The sequence below is a fragment of the Methylocystis sp. genome (assembly GCF_051062815.1).
GTDB lineage: Bacteria > Pseudomonadota > Alphaproteobacteria > Rhizobiales > Beijerinckiaceae > Methylocystis.
The window spans coordinates 118,942-141,217 of sequence record NZ_JBPFDU010000075.1; the positions used below are offsets into that span (position 1 = coordinate 118,942).

Consider the following 22,276-nt stretch of genomic DNA (forward strand, 5'->3'; position numbering starts at 1 on the left):
CGCGAATTGACGCGCTTGAACAGCGCAGGCTGGATCGATCAGGCCAAAGGCGTAGCGCATATTCCAATCGCTGCCGCGATGCGAAAGATCGCACAAGAAGGCATCGCGGATTGGCCGGCTGCCGCGCCCGCGCCCCTCACTTCTCCGTCACCAAAGGAGAATGCGAATGAAGCCGCTTCTTACGCTACTGGCGTTGCTGCTTCTCAACAGCCTCCCGGCCTATGCGCAACGGACGCCCGACATAACGGGCGTTGCATACGAGCAGAAACTCGGCGCCCGCCTGCCGTTAGAAAGCGGGTTCACCGACGCGGACGGACAAGACGTTCGCATTGGTGATGTGTTCGATCGCGCGCCGGTCATTCTCGTGCTCGGCTACTTCCATTGCGACAAGCTCTGCGGCGTGACGCGCCTTGCACTGTTGCGCGCGGCGCAGAAAGCGGGATTGTCGGCGGGCTCTGACTATGTCTTCGTCGCGATCAGCATCGATCCGACAGAAACGACCGACGCCGCACAACGGGCGCGCGAGATCGATTTCGCCGCGGCGTCGCCAATCGGCGCGCCTGAGGGATTCCGCTATCTTATCGGAACGCCGGAGAACATTCGCGCCATAGCCGAGGCTGTCGGATATCGCTATCGTAACGGCGGGCGTCCGCAGACCTTCATTCATCCGATCGGCGCCGTTGTCATTACGGCGCACGGCGACGTCTCAACTTATCTCTCCGGCATCGGCTCCTCTCACGAAGAGATACGCGGCGCGGTCGAAGCCGCCGCGACGCAGAATATTGCGCCCCGCGCATCCCCGGCGCTCTTGCTTTGCTTCGATTTTGATTCGACCACCGGCCGATACACATTCGCCATCATGAAATTCCTCCGGATCGGCGCGGTCGGGATGATCCTAGCGCTGGCGGCGATGATCTATCGCGAGTTCCGCAAGGGAGCGCGCGTATGAATGGCTACTGGCCAAGCGCCACGGTCGAAGGACGTGAAGTCGACTTTCTGCTCCTGGCGCTATTGCTCGTGTCATACGCGGTTCTCGCCCTCGTCTTCGGGCTCATCCTTCTCTACATGGTTCGATATCGCGCCGGCAGCGGGGTCTCTCGCGGCGCGCGAACGCGCAAGACCTGGCGTTTCGAGATCAGCTGGACAGCGGCGACGCTGGCGGTTTTTTTCGGCTTATTTATCTGGGGCGGCGATCTTTACGTGCGCCTTTTCCAGCCGCCGGCTGACGCCTTGCAGATCTACGTCGTCGGCAAACAATGGATGTGGAAGGTCGAGCATCAGGGCGGCCAGCGCGAGATCAACGCCCTACACATACCCATCAACCGGCCGATCCAGCTCGTCATGACGTCGGAAGACGTCATTCATGATTTTGCCGTGCCGGCGTTTCGCATCAAGCACGATGTTCTGCCAGGCCGCTACCAAACCCTCTGGTTTCAGGTCGACACGGCCGGCGCCTTCCAGCTCTTCTGCACTCAGCTTTGCGGCGTCGGCCATTACTCGATGACTGGAGAGGTCGTCGCCATGTCGCAGCCGGATTTTGAAAAGTGGCTGGCAAGCGGCGCGGGGCCTGAAAGCCACGAAGACATGGCGGCCGCCGGCAAAGAACTCTTCACGACGCATGGATGCAGCGGCTGTCACGGCGAAGGCGGGGTGGGCGGATCGCCGGAGACGACCGGCGTACCCGCGCCGGCGTTAAGCGGGCTGTATGGCCGCTCCGTCAAATTGCAGACCGGCGCAACTGTAACGGCGGACGATAAATTCATCCGAGACTGCATCCTTACGCCCGACAAGACTCCGGTCGCCGGCTATCCGCAGATCATGCCGTCCTTCTCAGGACAGATCAGCGAAGAAAAAGTGCTGCGACTCATCGCCTATATCAAATCGCTCAAATCGGGGGGCCGGACATGACGCATTCGGCGGCGCACGTTTCCTATCTTGAAGATGGCCATACGCTGCGCAGCTGGCTGCTCACGACCGATCATAAGCGCATCGCGATTCTCTATCTCGTCGCCATCACCTTCTTCTTCTTCGCCGGCGGCTTCGCCGCCTTTCTCATGCGCTATAATTTGATTTCTTCGCATGGGCTGCTCGGGTCGGCCGAGACTTATAATCGGCTTTTCTCGATGCATGGCATATTGATGGTCTGGTTCTTCCTCGTCCCGGCCGTGCCGGTGACGCTAGGCAATTTTCTGACGCCGCTGATGCTGGGCGCCCGGGACCTCGCCTTTCCGCGGCTCAATCTGCTGAGCTGGTATCTGTTCATGGCCGCGGGCTTCGTCGCGCTCTATGCGGTCGTGGCCGGCGGCGTCGACACCGGCTGGACGTTTTATACGCCCTTGACGTCTCTCTACTCGAAGGGACACGTCGTCGCCGCGATCATCGCCATCTTTATCGCCGGTTTTTCGTCGATCGCGACGGGGCTCAATTTCATCGTTACAATACACAAACTCCGCGCTCCCGGCATGGGCTGGTATAGAATGCCGGTCTTCTTGTGGTCGCTCTACGCGACCAGCGTCATCCTCGTCCTCGCGACCCCAGTGCTCGCGATGACTCTGCTGTTGTTGGCGTTTGAACGCATTTTTGGGATCGGCGTCTTCGATCCCGCAATCGGCGGCGATCCGCTGCTCTTTCAGCATCTCTTCTGGTTCTATTCGCACCCCGCCGTTTACGTGATGATCCTGCCCGGCTTCGGCGTCATCAGCGAGATCGTGCCGGCGTTCTCCCGCAAGGAGCTGTTCGGCTATAAATTCATCGTCTGGGCGAGCATCGCGATTGCCGTTATCGGCTTTCTCGTCTGGGGCCATCACATGTTCGTCGCGGGAACCTCGCTCTTTTCGGCGATCGTCTTTTCGCTGCTCAGCTATATGGTTGCGGTGCCGTCAGCCATTAAAGTCTTCAACTGGATCGGCACAATGCACAAAGGCTATATCCATTTCGACTCGCCGATGCTTTACGCAATCGGCTTTATCGGCCTGTTCACGACTGGCGGACTGACCGGCCTCTTCGTCGCGGCGCTCGCCGCCGACGTGCATCTCACGCAGACCTATTTTGTCGTCGCGCATTTCCATTATGTGATGGTCGGCGGCATGGTTTCGGCCTATTTCGCCGGCCTTCATTTCTGGTGGCCGAAAATCACGGGGCGTCTCTATCCGGAGATGTGGGGCCGCGCCGGCGCAATCACCATATTCGTGGGTTTTAACCTGACCTTTTTTCCCCAGTTCGTGCTGGGCTATCTCGGTATGCCGAGACGTTATTTCGCCTACCCGGCACACTTCGAACCGCTAAACCTGCTGTCTTCCGCCGGCGCGGTGGTGCTCGCCATAGGCTATCTTCTGCCGCTGGGCTATCTCACCTGGTCGCTGCTTTATGGCGAACGCGCGTCGGCGAATCCGTGGGGCGCGACGGGGCTCGAATGGACGACGCCATCTCCTCCCCCGACGGAAAATTTCACCGTGACGCCGATCGTCACGCAAGCGCCCTATCAATATGAACAACCGGAGGCTGTGATCCATGAGTGACGCCGCCGCTCACGAGTTTCAGTTCTCGAGCGCCGAGCATCAGCGCGAAACGGCGATCTCGGGGGTTTGGCTTTTTCTCGCGACCGAGGCGCTGTTCTTCGGCCCTATCTTCCTTGCGTGGATCTATGCCCGTCTCGCCGATCCAAGCGCCTTTGACGCCGGCGGCCGACAGACCGAGCTGACGATCGGCGTGACGAATACGGCGCTGCTGATTGCGAGCAGTTTCGCCTACAGCATCGGCCTCGCCTGTATCGAATTCGGAAGCCGTCGCGGGATGGTTCTGTGGCTGCTGATCGCTTGGGCGCTCGGCGCCGCTTTCCTCGGCCTCAAATTCGGCGTGGAATGGCGAACGGACCTCGAGAAAGGTCTGTTCCCAGGCGCAAATTTCTCAGTCCACGGACCGTCGCGAAGCGGCGCTCAGCTCTTCTTCGCCTTCTACTTCTTCAGCACGGCGCTTCACGGCCTTCACCTTCTCGTCGGACTTGCGCTTCTCGCCTGGATTATCTCGAAGGCGCCACAGTTCACCGCGGAGCGCCATAATGCCGTTCGCGTCGTCGGACTCTATTGGACCTTTATCGACATCATTTGGCTTATTCTGTTTCCGCTCATCTATCTCATAGGACGGGCCTCATGACAGCGGTCGTGCTTCGTCTCATCTCGGTCGCGTCGCTGATGTTTGCGCTTCTCGCCGCAGAGCTTGCAGCGACCTTTGCCTTCCCTGGTTGGGGACGCGGCGGCGTCGCCATCATTGCGGCGACGATGGTAGGCGTGGCGGCGTTCGGATTCATGGACCTGCGTCAAGAAGGCGTTGTCGTCTGGCTGTTCGCCGCCGCGGCGCTTCTGTGGCTCATCATTCTTCTGGGCTTCGGCGCCCTCGATCCGATGACGCGCACGCTCTATCCGACAGTCATCGCCGTCCCATAGGGGCCACGGCAGAGACGCTCGAATAAGCCTATCAAATGGTCCAGGACTGGAAGCCCGACCTCGCCTAGCTTCCGGCCGGAACGAGCCAGTCTTCGGCTGGCGCATAGCCTTCGCCGACCGCTTTGCGATAATGCATCGTGAAGCCGCTGATCGCCTTCCGCAGTGCGTCGCCTGGCGTATCCGCCTCCGACGCGCAGCTCCAAAAGGGGGTCGGCTGGCGCGGCGTCTTGATCGCGTGGCTCAGGCGATAGGCGGTGCGCGAACCCCAGGTCCGGCGTAATCGAATGGTGACGACGGTCTCGAGCGTCCCGATCCGGATCATATAGGCGCCTTCGTCGTCTTGCCTTTCAACGACGCTGACGCAATCATCTTGCAGCGCGCTTTCCACTGTGCACACGGCGTCATCCTCCCTGCTTTGCGCCCAGCGAAACGAAAGCAAAGCTCCAAACTGCCGGTATTGAGACGTGCGCGACCATCAATGTCAAAAATGGCTAAAAAGCGCCCGGCCGACGTGGCCGTCGGCCGGGCGAAAGCCGACGGTCAGCGCGCAGCCTTGCCGCCGAGTTCGGGGAAGTCCTTCTACTTACTCTGACCGTAAAGCGGTTTGCTCACGCCCTGATGACAGGTCCCGCAATTGTCCTTCGGCTGTCGCCTAGCGGCCCTAACCGATTGGCGGGATAGAGCGATTTCAGCGTTTCGAGATAGACGGCGTTCACCTCGCGCATCATCTGCAAACCATTCCAGGCGGTCGTGCGCTGCGGCGCACTCTGAGACAAGATGTTCGAGTGCGTGACAGAAGGTGCAATTGACCGCGATAGGGACGGCCCTCATAGGCGCCCGCCAATCGCTCCCGTAGCCGTTCCAAGGCGGCAAAGGACCCACCCTCGATATCGACCGCGTCGTCTCAAAGTCGGCAGAAGGCGTAAAGCCCCTAGGCAGGCGCGCGTACGGCTCGGCAAACCGCTGCCGATCATGACCGCGTGGGGCTTCTTCCCAATGGCCGCCAAGCGGGGTCGCTCAGCTAGTGTCAACAAAAGCAGACGCTAGCTCGGTCAGGCGGAACGATCTGGCGTACGCTTGGCCGTTTTTACGCCGCGACGACGGCCGCGCGCAGCGTTTAAAGATTCAGCACCAGCAGGTCGCTCTTGGCGCGCGAGACACAAGCCAGGAAAAAGCCTTCGGCCTTTTCCTGATCGGAGAGACGCTTGTCGCGATGGTCCGCCTCGCCTTCGATGACCTGGATCTTGCACGTGCCGCACATGCCCTGTTCGCAGGACGTCGGAATCTTTACGCCCTGCTCCTCGAGGAAAGCCGTGACGGTCTTGTCGCCGGGGACTTTATAAACGGCGCCCGTGCTGGCGATCTTGACTTCGAAGACCTTGTCGAGCACGGCCGGCGGAACTTTCGCGGTGAATCTTTCGACGTGGATTCGCTCCTTCGCCCAACCTTTCTGCTCGGCGAGGTGGATGATCGGGTCCTGCCACCAATCCACGCCACAGATGAAGAGCTGCGTCTCTTCCGGCTGGTCCTGCAGAAGGGTCACTGGATTGAGCAGCTGATTGAGTTCGCTCGCCTCATAATAATATTTCGTATTCTCCGCGAAATTCGATGTCGCGATCATCTCGCCGAATGAGCCCGGCGACATCATTGCGTAAACGTAGTGCAAGTCGAACGGAATGTCCTGGCGCTTGAGGTGGTCCGCGATGCTCAGGATCGGCGTCACGCCGATGCCCCGCGCCATCAGGATCGCGCGCTTCGTTTGTCGCGGCACGCGAAACCGGTTTCTCGGCAAGCCCACCTGCAATTTGTCGCCGACATTCACCTGCGTATGCAGCGCCTTGGAGCCGCCGCGACTGTTGGCGTCGTTCCACACGCCAATGACGTAGCGATGGCGTTCCGTGGCGCTGTTGCATAAGGAATACTGCCGCACCAAGCCGCCGGGAAGCGTGACGTCGACATGCGCGCCAGGCGAGAAGGTCGGCAGTTCAGCGCCGGCGGGATCGACCAGTTCGAACGAGGCCATATTGTGGGCCTCCTCGCTCTTCTTGGCCACAATCACTTCACGCAGAGTTTCGTCCATCGCGTCGTCCGATCAAGATGCGGAACAGAGCGCAGAAAGTAGCAAGAAGCATACCCTTGGGGTCACCGCAGACCCGAGCCGCAGTGAACCGACAATGTCACCTATCGGCCAAAAGCCCAGGGTTGCGTCTCCGCTGTGGCGGTCTTGTGCGACATTCTTCGTCGCCATCTCGGCGCGCTCCTCCCCAGATCGGCGAAAGTCGTTGATCTTGTTTGTGATCGTCAGCCAGTCAAACTGGGCGCGCTTCTTGAATTAGGAGAGCGACGAGGAGGCCGCATGGCTGAAGCCGAGATCGAACTCCAGACTTTGAACGACCGAATGCGAGACGCCGACGCGCTGCCGAGCGATATCCGCGGCTATCACAGGCGCACGAAACATGCCCCGACGCGCTATGCGCTTGGGCCGGCCTTTCTCGATTGGACCTCGCAGCCTTCGCCCTTCCGGCGCTTCGACGGCGCGCCGAGAATCGAACTGCCGCTGCGCGATCGCGAAGAGACCGCGCCTTTCCCCGGCCCGGCGCTGCGCTCCGCGCCGCTCGACCGCATGGCGCTCGGCCTGTTCCTCGAACTCGGCTTCGGGATCAGCGCCTGGAAAAGTTACGAAGGCTCGACGTGGGCGCTGCGCAACAATCCCTCTTCCGGCAATCTGCATCCGACCGAAACCTATCTCCTCGCCAACGCCGCCGAGGGGCTCGGCGAGACCGCCGCCCTTTATCACTATGCGCAGGAAGATCATGCGCTGGAGCGGCGCGCTAATTTTGAAACGCTGCTCGTTCTGCCCGAGGGCGGCTTTCTGCTCGGACTGAGTTCCGTCCCGTGGCGCGAGAGCTGGAAATATGGCGAACGGGCGTTTCGCTATTGCCAGCTCGACGTCGGCCATGCGATCGGCGCCGCCGCGCAGGCCGCCGCCGCGCTGGGCTGGCGCGCGCATCTTTTGTGCGAACCGGGCGACGCCGACATCGCGGCGCTGCTCGGACTCGATCGGCCGGACGCCGCGCATCGGCGCGAGGAGGAACATCCCGATGCGCTCTTGTGGATCGCTGTGGATGGGAACGCGACCCCCGCCATTGACGTCTCCAGCCTTGCGCGCGCGTCGCGGACGTGGACGGGCGCGGCAAATCGCTTGAGCGACGACCACGACGGCTGGCCGCTCGTCGACCGCGCGACGCGGTTCTGCGTCAAGCCCCGCACGCCGACATTGGAGCCATTGTCGCGCATTGCGCCCAAGCCCGCCTTCCCCTTCCCGCTGCCCGACATCGGGCGCGTGGTGCGGCGTCGGCGCAGCGCGCAGCGCATGGACGGAATCGCCCGCCTCTCGCAGGAGGCGTTTTGCGCCATGCTGACGTCGACGCTTCCCGGCGCCGAGCCATGCCTGGCGCCCTTCCCCTGGCCGCCACGGCTAAATCTGCTGCTCTTCGTGCATCGCGTCGAGGGCGTGGAGCCGGGTCTCTATCTGCTGCAGCGCGACGCCGAAACCACGGCGCGGCTGCGCGAGATGTCGGCGCTGGCGTTGCTTTGGACGCCGATCGAGATCGGGCCGCTCAAACTCTTTCGTCTGCGGCAAGGCGCCGTCGAACGCGAGGCGAGCATGAACGCCTGCCGCCAGGCGATCGCCGGCAAGGGCTGTTTCGCCGTCGCGATGATCGCCGACTTCGATCGCACGCTTCAAGAGGACGGCGGCTTCGGCTATCGCCGGTTGCACTGGGAGGCCGGCGCGATCGGCCAGGCGCTCTATCTCTGGGCCAGCGCCATTGGTCTCTCCGGCACGGGGATCGGTTGCTTCTTCGACGACGAGATCCACGCGATGCTGGGCCTGTCGCCAGAACAATACGCCTTTCAGGACATCTACCACTTCACCGTCGGCGCCGCGCTGGAAGACCCGCGCATGCTGACGCTCCCCGCCTACCCCGAAGAGATGCGCGAGCGAACATGAACATCCAAATCGAAAGGCCGCATGTCGAAGCGCTGATTGCGCGCTTTCCCGCCCATTCGGGACTCTCGTCGCAATTGCGCTTCGGCGACAGAGTCGAACTCGATCTCGCGCATCTCTCCGGCGCGGAGTTCGATTTCCTCGAGGAACTCTATCAGCAGTCGGGTCCCGAATTGCGCGCCAGAGCCGCGCAGCTTGCGACGCTGCGCTCGGCGCTGGAGTCGCAGGGCAAGCGTTTCGAAGCCGGCGATCTCGAAGACGTGTTGCCGGCGCTGGTAAAATATATGACGACCGACGCGCTGCGCGGCTGGCTGTTCACAGCCAGCGTCGCCGCCAAGGCGCTGCCCTATGTCGTGACGCGTTTCGACTATGTGCCGACTTCCAACGACGAGGCCGGCAAGATCCTGGTGGAACTGAAGGCCAACGCCAAGGGCACGCTGCAAACCAATCTCATGCGCATCATGGCGCCCGATGTCGTCGGCCGAACGATCAGCGAAATCCTCGCCGCCAAGGGCTTCTTGCGCGAGACGCCGGCTTTGATCGAGGCCTTCGACGCGGCGAGCGAGACGTATTTCGACTGGCGCGGCCGTTATGGCGCGCAATTTTCCGGCAAGGGCTCAGGCTTTCACGCCGAAGACCCCAACGCGACGCATCGCGATACGGATTGGACGCGCAAGGACGTCATCGTGCTTTCGACGAGCGGCGGCGAGGCGCGCCTCGTCAATGACGAGGCGGTGCTCTCGGCGCGCAACCTGACGCTGGAGGCGCCGGGCGACGTGCTCGGGCATTTTCTGCGCAAGGCGGGCAAGAGCAACAATTTCTCCGGCGAGGACGAAATCGCCGAGCTGCGCGAACAGATTCCGCCGGGACTCTTCACGCAAGTTCCCGTGCATCCCTACATTTTGATGTTCCATCTCGATCTGCATCATCACGTCTGGGTGCATGTCGACGAGATGCGGCTCTATCGCTATCAGCCCGAGTTGAAGAACAAGCTGGTGCTGCCGGAGGAGCAGACGGATCTCATCGACATTCTCACCGCTGAAATGGACGTGCTGATGGATGACATCGTCCAAGGCAAATCCGGCGGCACCACGGTGCTTTGCGCCGGCCCGCCCGGCGTTGGCAAAACGCTGACGGCGGAAGTCTATTCGGAAATCATCCAGCGTCCCTTGTACCGCGTGCATTCCGGGCAATTGGGCCTCAATGTCTCCACGATGGAGACGGCGCTGAAGGAGATTTTAACCCGGGCCCAGCGCTGGGGAGCGGTGATGCTGATCGACGAAGCGGACGTTTACATCAAGCGCCGCGACGACAACATCGCCATGAACGCCGTCGTCGGCGTTTTCCTGCGCGTGCTTGAATATTTCAATGGTCTGCTCTTCCTGACGACGAACCGCGTCGACGACATCGACGAGGCGATCGTCTCGCGCTGTATCGCGCTGATCAAATACAACCCGCCAGACGCTGACGCGAAGCGCCGCATCTGGCGTGTGATGACCGAGCAATTCGCGCTCAAAGTCGATGACGCGCTCATCGACGACCTCGTCGAGATTTTCCCCGCCGCCACGGGCCGCGATATAAAGGGGTTGGCGAAGCTCACGGCGAAATTCTGCCACCAGAAGAATGTGCCGCCGAGCCTCGCCGTCTTCCGCCGCTGCGCCATCTTCCGCGGCCTCGACACGGCGCATGCGGCATAGCGGTTAGGACGTGAGCATGGAAGAGGCGCGGCTGCAGTCGCCCTCGGTCGCGCGCAATCGCGATGCGATTCTTGACGTGTTGCGTCCGCTTCTGCCGCAGCAAGGCGTCGTGCTCGAAATCGCCAGCGGCTCCGGCGAACACGCGGCTTGCTTGGCGGAAAATTTGCCGCATCTCATCTTTTGGCCTTCCGATCGCGACGCCGCGGCGCGTCGCAGCATCGCGGCCTGGCGCCTCTCGCTCGGTCTCGCCAATCTTCGCGCGCCATTGGCGCTCGATACGCGCGAGGACGATTGGCCCCTCCACGCAGCCGACGCGATCCTCTGCATCAACATGATCCACATCTCGCCCTGGTCGGCGACGGAAGGCTTGTTCAAAGGCGCAGCGAGAATCCTCCCGAGCAATGCGCCGCTCTATCTTTACGGCCCCTATAGGCGCCAGGGCGTCAAGACGGCGCCGAGCAATATTGAATTCGAGGCTTGGCTGAAGACGAAAGATCCGGCCTTCGGACTGCGCGACTTGGAGGCCGTCGCCGACTGCGCCTCGCGCAACGGATTCTTGGACCCTGCCGTCATTGAAATGCCGGCCAACAATCTCAGCGTGATCTTCCGCCGCGCATAGGCGATTTCAGCCATCGAATCCGCCGGACAGTCGCTCGCGCCAGCGTTCGCGAAAGGCGTTCGCCACATCCTCGCTCGCAAAGGCGACCTCGATCGACCATTCGGTGGTGCGCGTATCGTCGGGCCACGCCCGTTCCGAGCGACGCCAGAAGATGTTTGGCCAGTCGGGATTGCGCCGCGACTTGCCGCTCTCGCGCGACGAGGGCCGGCCGACGCGCGCAATCAGCCAATCCATGATTTCCGGCCGAAAGGCGGCGCCAAAAAACAGCCCGTGCCGACCCATGCGGTCGGGAGTGCGAAAGATTCGCTGGTTGAGCCAGGCGAAGGCGGGCGGATCAGGATCATTGTGAAAGCAACGCAACGCCAACAGCCGGAATCCCATCGGAACGGAAAGCGCCGGCACAGCGTTGACGCAGCCCGCAGACTCCTGCAACGCCGCCGTGGCCGAGTCCTGATTTTCCGTCCTCACGCACTCTCTCCCCGCGCCTCGGGCGGCGGCCGGTCGACGGCCTTCAGCGCGTCGAGCACGGCGATCAGCGCGCGGCGGCCGTCTTCCATGGCCTCCACCTGCGTGCCGCCGACGCCAAAGCAGCCGGGAATCTCCGGGTAAGACACGACGAAATAGCCGCCCTCCTCTGGCGGTCCGCGGCCCACCTCGGTTCGATAGACGGGCGCCTCGGTCATTTGTCCAACTCATCCATGAGGTCCACCATCGCGACGAAGGCGTTCACGTGAACGCTTCTCACCTTCGCCTTCATGGGGATGGCGACGCAATTCGGCACCGAAGGATGCGTGAACACGACATGCGTTCCCGTCACCTTGCGGAACTTGATTGCATATTGCGAGGCGGTGATTTCAAAATCGGCGGGCGTCCAGGCGCCGCCCGGATCATTGCGAAACGCCTCCAGACGCTTGTTATGCACGGCGACGTCTCCTTCACGCACGGCTCGAATCTTGCTCTCCGTCGATGCAAATTCGCAGCCAGCCTTACGGAGCGCCCTCATGTTTGTTCGCGTCTGCAAGGAAGACACCCTCATGGAGGGCGGAATGCGCGTTGTCATCGCCGACGCGCAACTCATCGTTCTCGCTTGGCCGGAAGACGGCATCGTAAGGGCGTTTCAGGGAGTCTGTCCGCACACCAATATTCCCTTGGCCGACGCCGATTTCGATGGAACGACGCTGACCTGTCCGCTGCATTTCTGGTCATGGGACATGAACAGCGGCCAGCCGACCCATGAGCATGCGACGCCGCTCGCCGAATATCCGGTGCGGATCGAAGACGGCGTCGTCTATATCGACGCGGAAGGCGTCGCGCCGATCTTCGCGGAACCCTGAACAACGCTGGTCCGCATATTGCGAGACGGCGATCACGCAAGGAAGGTGGGCGAGCATGGCGGTGGATCTGAAGACCGATTGGACGAATGACGACCTCGCCAGACTGATGGCGTCCGTCGAAGACGACCGCGACTGGCGTCTCGAGGTCAGCGCCGCGGGAGTCGCCGATCTTAGCGACAAGACCGCCAATCCCACCGGCGCCGACTACGACGAGACGCTGCACTGCTTCTTCGAAACCTGGATGCAGGGAACTGATTTCGTCGGCGTCTCGGCCGCCGCCGACAAGACGCTCGTCGGAAAGATCGCAAACGCCTTGCGCGAAAATTATCCCGGACTGAAGGCGGGGAAATTCGTTTACGTGGCTTTGTAGCGCCTTCGGCGACGTGGCGAAGACGCGCGCCGCTCCAGTCGTTGGCGTGCGTCTTGCTTTCGCCGAGTCGCGGGGGGACGATGACACAGGTGCGATTGCGCGAATTTCTGTCCAATCGAAGCGCGCCCTTCGTGATCATTTTGGGCGCGAATGAGATTGCTTCCGCGGTTGCGGCGCGTCTGACGCGGGAGGGCTACCGCGTCGTGCTCAGTCACGACCCTTACCCGCCGGTCATTCGGCGTGGCATGTCGTTCCACGACGCTCTTTTCCAAGATCGCGCCGAGGTCGACGGCATTCAGGGCTACCGCGGCGAGACTGCGCTGGAAATCGTACGGGTTTTGACGGTGACCGGCGTCGTCGCCGTGACCTCGCTGCAACTGACCGATCTCCTCGCGCTCCGCACGCCTGACGTGTTGATCGACGCGCGAATGCAAAAGAACCGCATGGCGACCAATCTGCGCAAGATCGCCAATCTCGCCATCGGCCTTGGCCCGCATTTCGCTGCCGGATTGAACTGCGACGTCGCCATCGAGACGCATCCCGACCACGCCGGCGAGCTCGTCGAAACCGGCGAAACTCGGCCCAACGACCATGTTCCACGCTACCTTGGCGGCGTCGGCCGCGGCCGCTTCGTTTATTCCGCCCGAGATGGCGTTTGGCGCACGCCGCTCGACGTTGGCGCGCGAATCTTCAAGGATTACCTCCTCGGACTCCTCGACGGTCACCGCGTCCTTTCGCCGATGGACGGCTTCCTGCGCGGCATCGCCCGCGACGGGGTTGTCGTGCCGCAAAATGTGAAACTCGTCGAAGTCGATCCGCGCGGGCGCGCCTCGACTTGGACGGGCACCGACGAACATGGGCGCGCCATAGCGGACGCCGCCTATCGCGTGATCGCCAGGGCGGCCCACGCACGACATTGGGCGCGACCCGTTACCGTAAGTTATCACTGAGGCTTGAGGCCGTGACGACGACCACTATCGACAATACCGTATCCATATACGATCGCATCGGCGGCTTCGACACGGTCGACCGGCTTGTCGAAACCTTCTACCGCAACATGGACGAATTACCGGAAGCGCGCGGCATACGCGCCGTTCACGCCGACGATCTTGGACCGACGCGCGCCATTTTGAAGGTCTATCTGGCCGAATGGCTCGGCGGCCCCAAGGATTATTCCGCCAAGAAAGGGCATCCGCGCCTGCGCATGCGGCATAGCCATTTGCGCATCGGTCCGGCCGAGCGCGACGCCTGGATGCTGTGCATGAACGGCGCGCTGGATACGACGATCGAAGACGCCAGCATACGCGAAGGCCTGCGCGAAATTTTTGCAAAGCTGGCCGATTGGATGCGCAATGACCCGGATAATGCGCATGACAAGCGCCATTGAGCGCAGAGCGGCTCATTCGTCAACGTTGAGGCGCGCTCTCTGTCGGCGGCGCGGGCCGCACTGTCGCATGGCGTGGAAAACTGCGCGCCTCTCACACGGCCTATCGGCTGAAGCGCGCGCCTCGGATCAGCTGCGATAACCCTCTTCAGCGAGCACCTGACGGACCGCCGGGCGCGTTTTCATAAGCGCGTAATGCGCCTGACAATTGCGCGGCAGCGTCATGCCCGTCTTGTCGGCCCAAAACTCCACATAGAACAGCGCCGCGTCGGCGACCGAAAAGCCGCCGGCGACATAGTCCTTGCCGGCAAGTTCCGTATCGATCGCGATCAGCGCCGAGACGACGATTTCGCGTCCTTCGGCTTTGATCGCCTCGACGTCGGCCTGTCGCCCGCCGTAGCGCTCCGGCGTGAACACGCGTCGAAAGCCTTCGCCGTGAATATGCTGAACGCAAAAATGCATGGCGGCCAACGCCGCCTCACGCGCCTCCGTGCTCTCCGGCAGGAGCTTGCGGCGCGGATAGGTCTCCGCGAGCCACAGGGCGATGGAGTAAAAATCCGTCAGCGCGACGCCATCGTCGCGCAACAGAGTCGGGATCGTCCCATGCGGGTTGATCGCCAGATAGTCCGGCTTAAGGTGATCGCCCTTGACCAGATTGACGATATAGGCCTCGAAGACCAGCCCGATCTCTTCGAGCAGGATGTGTATGCCCGTGGAGCAGGATCCGGGCGTCATGTAGAATTTCATTCCCGGCTGGCCTTGCGCAGCTGATCGGCGTCGATTGAATTAGCCGAATTTGAACAGCACGCCGTAGCCGCCGCGCGGATAGTTCCATTCGATGTCGCCGCTCGGCTCGGCGATGATCCTGCACGTGCCGCATTCGACGCAACCGTCCGTCGTGATCTCGACTTGCCCAGCCGAGTTCATTTCATAGCAATGCGCCGGACAGACGTTCAGCAGGCTGAGCAGTTGCGGCGAGGGCGTGGTGTGCGGACGCACCTTGATGTGGGCGCGGCCGGCGTCGACGAGATAGCGATTGAGGTAAAGCTTGTCCTCTACCCGGACTGCTGCTTCTGCGCTCATTGTCCTTCTCCGTTGCTCGAGCGATCGCCCGACTACCTCCACGCGCGCGCCAGCCGAAACGCGTCGCCGACCAGTCCGGTCAGCGAACGCGCCGCGAGGAAGGAGCGGAACGTGGTCTTCTCTTTTTCCCGCTTCGTCGTGCCGTCGACGCGCAGGAAATTCGTCATCGCCTTGGAGACGAGTTGCGGATAGGTCAGGAAGAAGTTCTGCGCCTGAATGTGAAGCAGATCCGGCATGTCGCGATATTTTTTCAAATCCTTCATGACGAAGGATTCGTCGAGCATCTTCTTGTAGAGCGCCAAATTCTCCTTCGTCATCGGATCGCGGCGCGATTTGATCTGGAAGATCGCTTCCGCGGCGATCCGTCCGGAGGTCATCGCCAGATTTGAGCCTTCGCGATGCACGGCGTTGTTCAACTGCGCGGCGTCGCCAACCACGACCCAGCCATCGCCATAGAGCTGTGGGATCGCCTTGAAGCCGCCTTCGGGGATCAGATGCGCGGCGTATTCCTTGACTTCCGAGCCTGCGATGAGCACCGCCACCGACGGATGCTGCTTGAACTTTTCCAGCAGTCCGTACGGCGTCTGTCCCGTCTTCTCGAAGTCCGCGACGAGACAGCCGATGCCTAGCGAGATCGACTCCTTGTTGGTGTAAATGAAGCCCATCCCGGTCATGCCTTGCGAGATGGTGCCGACCGCCTCGATGACCGCGCCTTCGTCGCCGCGCAGATTGAAGCGGGCTTCCAGAGTTTCCTGCGGGAGGAAGTGCATTTCCTTCACCGCCAGAGCGACATTGCTCTTGTCGGGCGTCTTGCGCAGGCCGGCTCTTGTGCCGAGCAGCCCGCTCACGCCTTCCGCCAGCACGACGACGTCGGCGCCGACCTGCCCGTTCTTGCGGTCCGTGCGCACGCCGATGACTTTTCCATAGGCGTCCTGCAACAGCTCCAAGACGGTTGTTTCGCACAGCACGACCGCGCCGGCTTCCTGAACCTTCTTGGAGAACCATTTGTCGAATTGCGCGCGGATGATCGTGTAGCGGTTGGGACGCTCCTCGTTGAATTCGTCCGAGCGGTAATGGAGCCCCGTATGGGAGTTGTCGTCCATCATCCAGAAGCGCTGCTCGACGAGATGGCGCTCCAGCGGCGCGTCCTCGCGGAAATCCGGCACAAGCTTCTCGAGCATGTCGGAATAGAGGATCGCGCCCTGCACGTTCTTGGAGCCGGAATATTCGCCCCGCTCCAACTGCAGGACTTTGAGGCCCTTGCGCGCCAGGGTCAGGGCGGCGGCGTTGCCGGCCATGCCGGCGCCAACAACGATCGCGTCGAATCTTTCTTCGATCATGCCTATCTCCCCTAGCTCGCTAGACGGTCGCGCTGATGCGGAGACAATCGTTTCGAGAACGCTTCCGTGAGGGCAGGCAAAAGCCGTACCGCGTCGGTGACGATTCCAACATGGGCGAAATCGAAGATTGGCGCATTCTTGTCGGTGTTGATCGCGACAATGTAATCCGCGCCCTCGACGCCGACGCGATGCTGAATCGCGCCGGAAATGCCCGCGGCGATATAAAGCTTGGGTCGGATCGTCTTACCGGTCTGGCCGATCTGCCGGTCAGAGCTGACCCATCCCTTTTGCACCAGCGGGCGCGAACAGCCGAATTCCGCGCCGATCGCGCTCGCCAGCTGGCGGATGAGTTGGAAGTTTTCCGGAGAGCCGAGGCCGAGACCGCCCGCGACGACCACGTCGGCGAAAGCCAGGTTCGATTTTGTCGAGTCGCGGTCGGGCAGAAAAGACAACACTTTGGTGACAATGTCATCTTCCACCAGACCAAGCGGATGTTCGATCACGCGGCCGATCGGCTTTTCGACGCGCTCCGGCATCGGCATCACACGCGGGCGCACGGTCGCCATCTGCGGGCGATAGTTGAGCGTGAAGATCGTGCAGAGCAGCGAGCCGCCGAACGTCGGACGCGTCGCGGCGAGCGAACCTTCCGCATCGACGTCGAGTTCCGTACAATCTGCGGTGAGACCGGTCAGCAGCGTCGTCGCAACCGAGCCGGCAAGATCGCGTCCCAAAATCGTCGCGCCCAGCAGCAGGATTTCCGGCTGATAGGCGTTGACGAGATCGGTCATCGCCTTGGTGTAGCTCTCATTGCGGTAATCCGTGAGGATGTCGTCCGCGACCAGATAGGCGAGATCTGCGCCGTAGTTGAAGCTTTCCCGCACGACCGCCTGCGTCGCCTCGTTGCGCGCGCCGACGACGACCGCGGCGAGATTGACGCCGAGCTTATCGGCGAGAATCCGTCCCGCGCCCATCAACTCCCAAGACACGGGATGCGCTTGTCCACGCTCCTGCTCGATGAAGACCCAGACGTGCTTGTAGGCTTTGAGATGTTCGGGCAGCTCTTTTTTCGCCGCCGCGCGCCCCGCCGGAGCAGGAGCCTTTGCCTTATCGTTCATGTGTCGCGCTCCTGTTTCGAGATCAATAGCCGCGCGTCAATTGCCCGAGCTCGGCTTCGAGTTTCGGCCGGCGCTTGAACAATTCATCGACGAAAGCGTCCCCCGGCTTGTCGCCGAGTTCGATGAATTCGGCTTTTTCCGCACGCGGCTTCGGCGCGAAGACGCGCTTGACGATCGTCGGCGAGCCGCGCAGCCCGCATTTGGTGATGTCCTCGACGCCGGCGTCTTGCGCGCTCCATTTGATGATCGTCGCGCGCGCCGCCGCCAACGCATCGCTCAGCGAACCAATGCGCATCTCGTTGACGCCTTCGAGGACGGAGATCAAGCAGGGCATTTTACTGCGCAACTTCTGCACGCCGCCTTCGCTGCGCCGCTCGACGTCAATCGTGCCCGCCTCAAGATCGACGTTGTCGATATGCGAGACATAAGTGAGCTGCATCAGGCCGAGCCGCTTGGCGACGCCGGGGCCGACCTGCGCCGTGTCGCCGTCGATCGTCTGCTTGCCGGTGAAGACGACGTGAGGCGGGCCAAACTCCACGCCGATCTTGCGAATCGCCGTCGCCAGCGCATATGTGGTCGCCAGCGTGTCGGCGCCCGCGAAAAAGCGGTCGGTCAAGAGTACAGCGCGATCAGCGCCAAAGGTCAGCGCCTTGCGCAGGCTGTCCTCGGCGGAGGGCGGACCCATGGTGAGGATGGTGACCGCGCCGCCGAATTTTTGACGCAGCCGCAACGCTTCTTCGATCGCAAACAGATCATATGGGTTGATGATCGTCGGAACGCCCTGGCGCATGATCGTGTTGGTCACCGGGTGAACGCGGATCTGCGCCGAGTCGGGCACTTGCTTCATGCAGACGACGATATGCATTAGAGTTGTCCCCGTTGATCCTTAAGCGTTCACTTCAGAACGTTGAGCTGCACCAATGACGGCGGCGCCGCCGGCTTGACGGCGTCTTTGTGAACTTTGAACAATCGTTCGTCGATCGGCGTCGACTTTAGGAAGTCCTGGTAGGCGCGCTCCAAAAAGTCCTTGCAGCGCTGGGTCACCGTGGCGTCGTCCAGCTCGCATAGATCCTCGCTGAAAAGATATTGCCCCATGCGCCGCAGAATATGGAGGCGCGCGACATTGACCACTTTCGGATCGTAATCGACGCCGAGCAGCGCAAAGAACTCTTCGGCGCAGGACGCCTTTTTCAGTTGCTCCAGAATGGAGGGCTCCGACATTTTGGTCTCCTTCATATGATTTCCGCCGGCTCCGCCTTTGGCGCGACGCCATCGGGCGCCTTGACGGTCCGTTCGCGTTCCCGCAGACGCCTTTGTAGATGCGACACGCGCGTCTCCAAGAACTCGACGCGATCGAGCAGGACAGAGAATGCCTCGCCGACCGGATCCGGCATCAGATGGTGATTGAGGTTGATGCGGCCATCGAAGGTGCAGCGGCCGATGTCGCGATGCACGATCTTCGCCGGAATTCCGACCACCGTCGCGTCGCGCATCACACTTTCGATCACGACGGAATTGGCGCCGACGCGCGCATTGCGGCCGATCGTGATGGGACCGAGAATCTTCGCGCCGGCGCCGATGATCACTTCGTCTTCCAGCGTCGGATGGCGCTTGCCCGGCGACCAGGAGACGCCGCCGAGCGTCACGCCGTGATAGAGCGTCACGTCGTCGCCGACGACCGCCGTCTCGCCGATGACGACGCCGGCGCCATGGTCGATAAAAAAGCGTCGGCCAATCGTCGCGCCGGGATGAATGTCCACATTGGTCAGAAAGCGCGCGAACCAGGAGAGGAGACGCGCCCAGAAGCGCTGATCGTTGATCCACAGCCAGTTGGCGAGGCGATGCCAAATGACGGCGTGCAGTCCGGGATAGGTGAGCAGCGTCTCGAAGCGTCCGCGGGCCGCTGGATCGCGCGTCGCCACGCACGCCAGGTCCTCACGGATCAGCTGCAAACGCGTCGGCTCGGGCGCCGCGGCCGCCGCCTTGGCCTGCGTTGCCTGGTTCGTCATTGCGGCGGCTCGTTCGAGCATGACGCTCACATGCCTCTCGCGTGAGTGCTCGCGCAGACGCTACGCCAGATCGAGGTCAAGGCCTCGCCGCTGACCGGCCCCTTGTGATCAAGCGCATGGGCGCGCACGCAGGAGACGATCTCGCCGAGTTCCTCAACGCTGACGGCTAAATCCAATTGCCGCAGTATCGCAGTGACGGCCGCTGAGCCGGAATGTTTGCCGATCACGATCTCATGCGCGCGGCCGAGCATGCTCGGATCGAAGGCTTCATAGGTGCGCGGGTCCTTGAGCAGCCCATCGACGTGAATGCCGGACTCATGTGTGAAGACGTGCTCGCCGACGATGGATTTGTTCAGCGGGATCGGCCGTCGCGCCGCGGCGGAGACGAGCGCCGCGACATTGCGCAATTCGGTGAGCACAATGCCGGTTTCATATTTGTGCAACTGACGCGCCGCCACGGCGACTTCCTCGAGCGGCGCATTGCCGGCGCGCTCGCCGAGCCCGATCACGGTGACCGACGCATGCGTCGCGCCTGCCTTGATGCCCGCCAGGGTATTGGCGGTGGCGAGGCCCAGATCGTCATGACAGTGGATTTCGATTTCGAGATCGCTCTGCGCGCGCAGTTTGGCGATCAGATCGTAAGCGGCGAAAGGATCGAGCACGCTCAACGTGTCGGCGACCCGGAACCGGCGGGCGCCGGCGGCTTGCGCGACGGCCATCGTCTCCATCAGGAATTCAGGTTCGGCGCGCGACGAATCTTCGCCGCCGACTGCGACGTCGAGGCCCTTGTCCCGCGCGTAAGCGACGACGCGCCGCGTGATCTCCAGCGCCTGGGCGCGCCCGCCGCGTAATTTCGCACGTATCTGCGTCTCGGAGACGGGAACGGAAAGATTGATCATCGAAACGCCCGACGCCAGCGCCGCATCGACGTCCTCGACGCGCATCCGGCACCAGGCGATCGCTCGCAGCGGCAATTGAGCGTCGACGATCGCTCGGATCATCGCGATCTCCACGTCGCCCATCGCCGGCGTTCCGACTTCGAGTTCGGTAACGCCGGCGCGCGCCAAGGCGCGTGCGATTTCGAGCTTTTCTTCGCAGGTGAAAGCGACGCCGGGAGCCTGCTCGCCGTCCCGAAGCGTGGTGTCGTTCAACACCACATCCAGCGCTTTCCGCGTCGGCGAAGCGACGGGAGAGAGCGAACTCGTTCGGAACATATATGTCGTCATCGACTCATACGAGCGCTCCAGGCGCCCGCTTCCATGCAACCAAGGAATAACCGCACAACCGCTCCAGGCATCCGCGCCGTCCTTCAGTTGAAGGATTTTTGACAGCCGCAGGTCGAGCTGGCGTTGGGATTCTCAAAGGTGAAGCCTGACCCGGCGAGATCCTGACGAAAGCCGAGCGTCATGCCTTCAAGGCGCGGACGCGAGGCCGGATCAATCAGCACGCGTATGCCATCCGCCTCGACGACGATGTCGTCGTTTCTCTGCTGCGGATCAAGATCGACGACATACTCGTAGCCGGCGCAGCCGCCTTCCTTGACCAGGATGCGCAGACCACCCTCTCGTTGAGAGGCCCGCGCCATCGCATCCTTTACCGCCGCGATGGCTGCCTGCGAGACCGTGATCATATTGGAGTCTCCGAGATGAACTTGCCTGTGCTTGTATCAAGCAATCGACATGCCACCCCCAACGCGGACAAAAACCGCCAGTCCGGCCAGCAAATTATGAGATTGTTGAAAACTCGACAAAAGTTGTTCGAATGAACTTACACTGTCTGTCCGGCGGGCGTTGCGGTCGATTGCGTTGCCGACGCGATGCGGCTGGTTCCGGTTTCCGCGCCATAGCAGAGCGCGTAATCGGCGCAGTTCGAACACACGGGCGTGCTGCACATGACGAAACCGTCGTTCTCGCACATCATGCGGTAGATGAATCGCTTCCAGCGCATGTTCTTATCGTTGCGTCGGGCGAGCGGCGCGTAATGGCGCACGATCAGCCGCGTCAATTCGGATCTGTCCCGAAGCCCGAGATCCTCCCAAAGATGGTTGGGCTCCATGGCGCGGCGCGCGATCATGGCGGCGAGCCAGCGGCCGAATTCGCCCTCGCTGGAACGATTCTCAAGAAGAATCTCCCGCACCATTTCGATTTCGTCGGCGTCCACGACACTCGCCTGGTGGTCACCGCAGGATTCGATGCCTCGCGCGGAAAAGCAGTGAGAAAAAAGATCGCCGAGTTCAGCGTCCGTCAGACCGGCTTGCGCCGCGAGACTTCCGCCCTCGCTCGACGCCAAGGCGAGGATCGACGCCAGAACGTGGCGGTCGAAATTCGCATCGTCATCGATATTCGCCGCTTCGGGCAAAACTCCGGTCAGGTCGCAATAGACGCTCGCAGCGTCAGTAACGCTTGGCCCGTTTTCCGTCGCCGCGGATGCGAGAGCGCCGCTGCTTTCAATATTGGGGAAGGCGTGCACCATCACGTCACGCTCCGCTGACAACATAACGTCGACCTCCCGCATGCGGGAGGTCGACGCTCATGCGTTGACGGGTTAGGCGATCGCCTGGAGTTCGGCCGCGGTCTTGCCGATCTGGCTCTCATCCACAGCCTTCATGATGCCGTGCTCCATCAGCATGTCTTCGAGCTCGTCCATCGTGATCGGCGTCGGGATGATGCCCTTGCCCTGGTTGGCGTGGATCTTCACCGCGAGATTGCGGTAATGATTCGCCTGCTCGGACTGCGGCGCATATTCCAGCACCGTCATGCGGCGCAGCTCCGCGTGCTGCACGATATTGTCGCGCGGCACGAAGTAGATCAGCGTCGTGCCGAGCTTCTTCGCCAGAGCTTCCGCAAGCTCCAGCTCCTTGTCGGTCTGACGCTC

General features: G+C 62.0%; 28 protein-coding genes and 1 pseudogene. 12 read left to right on the top strand and 17 right to left on the bottom strand.

Translation table 11 applies throughout. The annotated features are described in order from the left end of the window. Positions 1-166 precede the first annotated feature (166 nt). Genes ACR65W_RS14255 through ACR65W_RS14275 form a run of 5 tightly spaced genes read left to right on the top strand, consistent with a single transcriptional unit; the run spans position 167 to position 4,442 of the window. Positions 167-949 carry an SCO family protein gene (locus tag ACR65W_RS14255; RefSeq protein WP_434501259.1) on the top strand — a complete coding sequence of 261 codons (783 nt, stop codon included), beginning with the start codon at positions 167-169 and terminating at the stop codon, positions 947-949. Continuing rightward, a complete protein-coding gene (gene coxB / locus ACR65W_RS14260; protein WP_434501260.1) occupies positions 946-1,908 on the top strand; it encodes a cytochrome c oxidase subunit II in 963 nt (320 codons plus the stop codon). Before ACR65W_RS14255 ends, coxB begins: the two co-directional genes overlap by 4 nt. Then, a complete protein-coding gene (locus ACR65W_RS14265) occupies positions 1,905-3,518 on the top strand; it encodes a cytochrome c oxidase subunit I (RefSeq protein WP_434501261.1) in 1,614 nt (537 codons plus the stop codon). Before coxB ends, ACR65W_RS14265 begins: the two co-directional genes overlap by 4 nt. After that, a complete protein-coding gene (locus ACR65W_RS14270; protein WP_434501262.1) occupies positions 3,511-4,152 on the top strand; it encodes a cytochrome c oxidase subunit 3 in 642 nt (213 codons plus the stop codon). The genes ACR65W_RS14265 and ACR65W_RS14270 overlap by 8 nt, the downstream gene beginning before the upstream one ends. Continuing rightward, complete coding sequence (locus tag ACR65W_RS14275; RefSeq protein ID WP_434501263.1) at positions 4,149-4,442, top strand: hypothetical protein; 294 nt, start codon at positions 4,149-4,151, stop codon at positions 4,440-4,442. Before ACR65W_RS14270 ends, ACR65W_RS14275 begins: the two co-directional genes overlap by 4 nt. Before the next feature lie 64 nt (positions 4,443-4,506). Here the strand turns inward: ACR65W_RS14275 and ACR65W_RS14280 are convergent, their stop codons facing one another. The 3 genes from ACR65W_RS14280 to ACR65W_RS14290 all read right to left on the bottom strand — a co-directional run bounded on the left by ACR65W_RS14280 (position 4,507) and on the right by ACR65W_RS14290 (position 6,522). Next, entirely contained in the window at positions 4,507-4,839 is a 333-nt protein-coding gene (locus ACR65W_RS14280; protein ID WP_434501264.1) for a hypothetical protein, read from the bottom strand. 211 nt (positions 4,840-5,050) lie between these two features. Beyond that, entirely contained in the window at positions 5,051-5,218 is a 168-nt protein-coding gene (locus ACR65W_RS14285) for a photosynthetic reaction center cytochrome c subunit family protein (RefSeq protein ID WP_434502733.1), read from the bottom strand. 341 nt (positions 5,219-5,559) lie between these two features. Continuing rightward, positions 5,560-6,522 (bottom strand): PDR/VanB family oxidoreductase, encoded by a 963-nt coding sequence (locus tag ACR65W_RS14290; RefSeq protein ID WP_434501266.1) that lies wholly within the window; start codon positions 6,520-6,522, stop codon positions 5,560-5,562. A 276-nt stretch (positions 6,523-6,798) separates the two neighbouring features. On the opposite strand from ACR65W_RS14290, the gene ACR65W_RS14295 reads away from it, so the two are divergent. From ACR65W_RS14295 to ACR65W_RS14305, 3 genes are read left to right on the top strand one after another with little or no spacing between them, the layout of a single operon-like run. Beyond that, entirely contained in the window at positions 6,799-8,454 is a 1,656-nt protein-coding gene (locus tag ACR65W_RS14295) for a SagB/ThcOx family dehydrogenase (RefSeq protein ID WP_434501267.1), read from the top strand. Then, positions 8,451-10,148 (top strand): AAA family ATPase, encoded by a 1,698-nt coding sequence (locus ACR65W_RS14300; RefSeq protein ID WP_434501268.1) that lies wholly within the window; start codon positions 8,451-8,453, stop codon positions 10,146-10,148. The genes ACR65W_RS14295 and ACR65W_RS14300 overlap by 4 nt, the downstream gene beginning before the upstream one ends. A gap of 16 nt (positions 10,149-10,164) precedes the next feature. Further along, complete coding sequence (locus ACR65W_RS14305) at positions 10,165-10,767, top strand: DUF938 domain-containing protein (RefSeq protein ID WP_434501285.1); 603 nt, start codon at positions 10,165-10,167, stop codon at positions 10,765-10,767. Positions 10,768-10,773: 6 nt separating this feature from the next. Here the strand turns inward: ACR65W_RS14305 and ACR65W_RS14310 are convergent, their stop codons facing one another. Genes ACR65W_RS14310 through ACR65W_RS14320 form a run of 3 tightly spaced genes read right to left on the bottom strand, consistent with a single transcriptional unit; the run spans position 10,774 to position 11,689 of the window. Next, positions 10,774-11,235, bottom strand: coding sequence for a hypothetical protein (locus ACR65W_RS14310; RefSeq protein ID WP_434501269.1), 462 nt, complete (start codon positions 11,233-11,235; stop codon positions 10,774-10,776). After that, positions 11,232-11,450 carry a type II toxin-antitoxin system HicB family antitoxin gene (locus ACR65W_RS14315; RefSeq protein WP_434501270.1) on the bottom strand — a complete coding sequence of 73 codons (219 nt, stop codon included), beginning with the start codon at positions 11,448-11,450 and terminating at the stop codon, positions 11,232-11,234. The genes ACR65W_RS14310 and ACR65W_RS14315 overlap by 4 nt, the downstream gene beginning before the upstream one ends. Beyond that, positions 11,447-11,689, bottom strand: coding sequence for a hypothetical protein (locus ACR65W_RS14320; protein WP_434501271.1), 243 nt, complete (start codon positions 11,687-11,689; stop codon positions 11,447-11,449). The genes ACR65W_RS14315 and ACR65W_RS14320 overlap by 4 nt, the downstream gene beginning before the upstream one ends. Before the next feature lie 79 nt (positions 11,690-11,768). On the opposite strand from ACR65W_RS14320, the gene ACR65W_RS14325 reads away from it, so the two are divergent. The 4 genes from ACR65W_RS14325 (at position 11,769) to ACR65W_RS14340 (ending at position 13,858) form a co-directional block, all read left to right on the top strand. Then, a complete protein-coding gene (locus ACR65W_RS14325; protein ID WP_434501272.1) occupies positions 11,769-12,101 on the top strand; it encodes a Rieske 2Fe-2S domain-containing protein in 333 nt (110 codons plus the stop codon). Positions 12,102-12,156: 55 nt separating this feature from the next. Beyond that, the gene (locus ACR65W_RS14330) at positions 12,157-12,471 is read left to right on the top strand and encodes a hypothetical protein (RefSeq protein WP_196403155.1); all 315 of its coding nucleotides are present in this window, start codon (positions 12,157-12,159) and stop codon (positions 12,469-12,471) included. 80 nt (positions 12,472-12,551) lie between these two features. Continuing rightward, positions 12,552-13,421: a xanthine dehydrogenase gene (locus tag ACR65W_RS14335; RefSeq protein ID WP_434501273.1), complete on the top strand. Its 870-nt coding sequence runs from the start codon at positions 12,552-12,554 to the stop codon at positions 13,419-13,421. A gap of 11 nt (positions 13,422-13,432) precedes the next feature. After that, a complete protein-coding gene (locus tag ACR65W_RS14340; RefSeq protein WP_434501274.1) occupies positions 13,433-13,858 on the top strand; it encodes a group II truncated hemoglobin in 426 nt (141 codons plus the stop codon). A gap of 126 nt (positions 13,859-13,984) precedes the next feature. On the opposite strand, the gene ACR65W_RS14345 is transcribed toward ACR65W_RS14340, so the two are convergent. The 11 genes and pseudogenes from ACR65W_RS14345 to nifH all read right to left on the bottom strand — a co-directional run. Then, entirely contained in the window at positions 13,985-14,602 is a 618-nt protein-coding gene (locus ACR65W_RS14345) for a glutathione S-transferase family protein (RefSeq protein ID WP_434501275.1), read from the bottom strand. 39 nt (positions 14,603-14,641) lie between these two features. After that, entirely contained in the window at positions 14,642-14,938 is a 297-nt protein-coding gene (locus ACR65W_RS14350) for a ferredoxin family protein (protein ID WP_123174937.1), read from the bottom strand. A gap of 32 nt (positions 14,939-14,970) precedes the next feature. Next, positions 14,971-16,278, bottom strand: coding sequence for an FAD-dependent oxidoreductase (locus tag ACR65W_RS14355; protein ID WP_434501276.1), 1,308 nt, complete (start codon positions 16,276-16,278; stop codon positions 14,971-14,973). Between the two features lie 11 nt (positions 16,279-16,289). Further along, positions 16,290-17,393, bottom strand: a complete 1,104-nt coding sequence (locus ACR65W_RS14360; RefSeq protein ID WP_196400930.1) for an electron transfer flavoprotein subunit alpha/FixB family protein — start codon at positions 17,391-17,393, stop codon at positions 16,290-16,292. A gap of 22 nt (positions 17,394-17,415) precedes the next feature. Continuing rightward, on the bottom strand, positions 17,416-18,258 hold the full coding sequence (locus ACR65W_RS14365) for an electron transfer flavoprotein subunit beta/FixA family protein (RefSeq protein ID WP_434501277.1): 843 nt from the start codon (positions 18,256-18,258) through the stop codon (positions 17,416-17,418). Positions 18,259-18,287: 29 nt separating this feature from the next. Beyond that, positions 18,288-18,629, bottom strand: coding sequence for a nitrogenase stabilizing/protective protein NifW (gene nifW / locus ACR65W_RS14370; RefSeq protein WP_434501278.1), 342 nt, complete (start codon positions 18,627-18,629; stop codon positions 18,288-18,290). Further along, entirely contained in the window at positions 18,626-19,402 is a 777-nt protein-coding gene (gene cysE / locus ACR65W_RS14375) for a serine O-acetyltransferase (protein WP_434501279.1), read from the bottom strand. The genes nifW and cysE overlap by 4 nt, the downstream gene beginning before the upstream one ends. 26 nt (positions 19,403-19,428) lie before the next feature. Beyond that, positions 19,429-20,616, bottom strand: a complete 1,188-nt coding sequence (nifV, locus tag ACR65W_RS14380; protein WP_434501280.1) for a homocitrate synthase — start codon at positions 20,614-20,616, stop codon at positions 19,429-19,431. Positions 20,617-20,711: 95 nt separating this feature from the next. Then, positions 20,712-21,032, bottom strand: a complete 321-nt coding sequence (locus tag ACR65W_RS14385) for a HesB/IscA family protein (protein ID WP_175095886.1) — start codon at positions 21,030-21,032, stop codon at positions 20,712-20,714. Positions 21,033-21,169: 137 nt separating this feature from the next. Beyond that, entirely contained in the window at positions 21,170-21,898 is a 729-nt protein-coding gene (locus tag ACR65W_RS14390) for a nitrogen fixation protein NifQ (RefSeq protein ID WP_434501281.1), read from the bottom strand. Positions 21,899-21,946: 48 nt separating this feature from the next. Continuing rightward, a pseudogene (nifH, locus tag ACR65W_RS14395) lies at positions 21,947-22,276 on the bottom strand (nitrogenase reductase); the annotation flags it as partial.

Coding starts and splice junctions, on each gene's coding strand:
- ACR65W_RS14255 (WP_434501259.1), top strand. CDS start 167: ATGAAGCCGCTTCTTACGCTACTGGCGTTGCTGCTTCTCAACAGCCTC.
- coxB (WP_434501260.1), top strand. CDS start 946: ATGAATGGCTACTGGCCAAGCGCCACGGTCGAAGGACGTGAAGTCGAC.
- ACR65W_RS14265 (WP_434501261.1), top strand. CDS start 1,905: ATGACGCATTCGGCGGCGCACGTTTCCTATCTTGAAGATGGCCATACG.
- ACR65W_RS14270 (WP_434501262.1), top strand. CDS start 3,511: ATGAGTGACGCCGCCGCTCACGAGTTTCAGTTCTCGAGCGCCGAGCAT.
- ACR65W_RS14275 (WP_434501263.1), top strand. CDS start 4,149: ATGACAGCGGTCGTGCTTCGTCTCATCTCGGTCGCGTCGCTGATGTTT.
- ACR65W_RS14290 (WP_434501266.1), bottom strand. CDS start 6,522: ATGGACGAAACTCTGCGTGAAGTGATTGTGGCCAAGAAGAGCGAGGAG.
- ACR65W_RS14295 (WP_434501267.1), top strand. CDS start 6,799: ATGGCTGAAGCCGAGATCGAACTCCAGACTTTGAACGACCGAATGCGA.
- ACR65W_RS14300 (WP_434501268.1), top strand. CDS start 8,451: ATGAACATCCAAATCGAAAGGCCGCATGTCGAAGCGCTGATTGCGCGC.
- ACR65W_RS14305 (WP_434501285.1), top strand. CDS start 10,165: ATGGAAGAGGCGCGGCTGCAGTCGCCCTCGGTCGCGCGCAATCGCGAT.
- ACR65W_RS14315 (WP_434501270.1), bottom strand. CDS start 11,450: ATGACCGAGGCGCCCGTCTATCGAACCGAGGTGGGCCGCGGACCGCCA.
- ACR65W_RS14325 (WP_434501272.1), top strand. CDS start 11,769: ATGTTTGTTCGCGTCTGCAAGGAAGACACCCTCATGGAGGGCGGAATG.
- ACR65W_RS14330 (WP_196403155.1), top strand. CDS start 12,157: ATGGCGGTGGATCTGAAGACCGATTGGACGAATGACGACCTCGCCAGA.
- ACR65W_RS14335 (WP_434501273.1), top strand. CDS start 12,552: ATGACACAGGTGCGATTGCGCGAATTTCTGTCCAATCGAAGCGCGCCC.
- ACR65W_RS14345 (WP_434501275.1), bottom strand. CDS start 14,602: ATGAAATTCTACATGACGCCCGGATCCTGCTCCACGGGCATACACATC.
- ACR65W_RS14350 (WP_123174937.1), bottom strand. CDS start 14,938: ATGAGCGCAGAAGCAGCAGTCCGGGTAGAGGACAAGCTTTACCTCAAT.
- ACR65W_RS14355 (WP_434501276.1), bottom strand. CDS start 16,278: ATGATCGAAGAAAGATTCGACGCGATCGTTGTTGGCGCCGGCATGGCC.
- ACR65W_RS14360 (WP_196400930.1), bottom strand. CDS start 17,393: ATGAACGATAAGGCAAAGGCTCCTGCTCCGGCGGGGCGCGCGGCGGCG.
- ACR65W_RS14365 (WP_434501277.1), bottom strand. CDS start 18,258: ATGCATATCGTCGTCTGCATGAAGCAAGTGCCCGACTCGGCGCAGATC.
- nifW (WP_434501278.1), bottom strand. CDS start 18,629: ATGAAGGAGACCAAAATGTCGGAGCCCTCCATTCTGGAGCAACTGAAA.
- cysE (WP_434501279.1), bottom strand. CDS start 19,402: ATGACGAACCAGGCAACGCAGGCCAAGGCGGCGGCCGCGGCGCCCGAG.
- nifV (WP_434501280.1), bottom strand. CDS start 20,616: ATGTTCCGAACGAGTTCGCTCTCTCCCGTCGCTTCGCCGACGCGGAAA.
- ACR65W_RS14385 (WP_175095886.1), bottom strand. CDS start 21,032: ATGATCACGGTCTCGCAGGCAGCCATCGCGGCGGTAAAGGATGCGATG.
- ACR65W_RS14390 (WP_434501281.1), bottom strand. CDS start 21,898: ATGTTGTCAGCGGAGCGTGACGTGATGGTGCACGCCTTCCCCAATATT.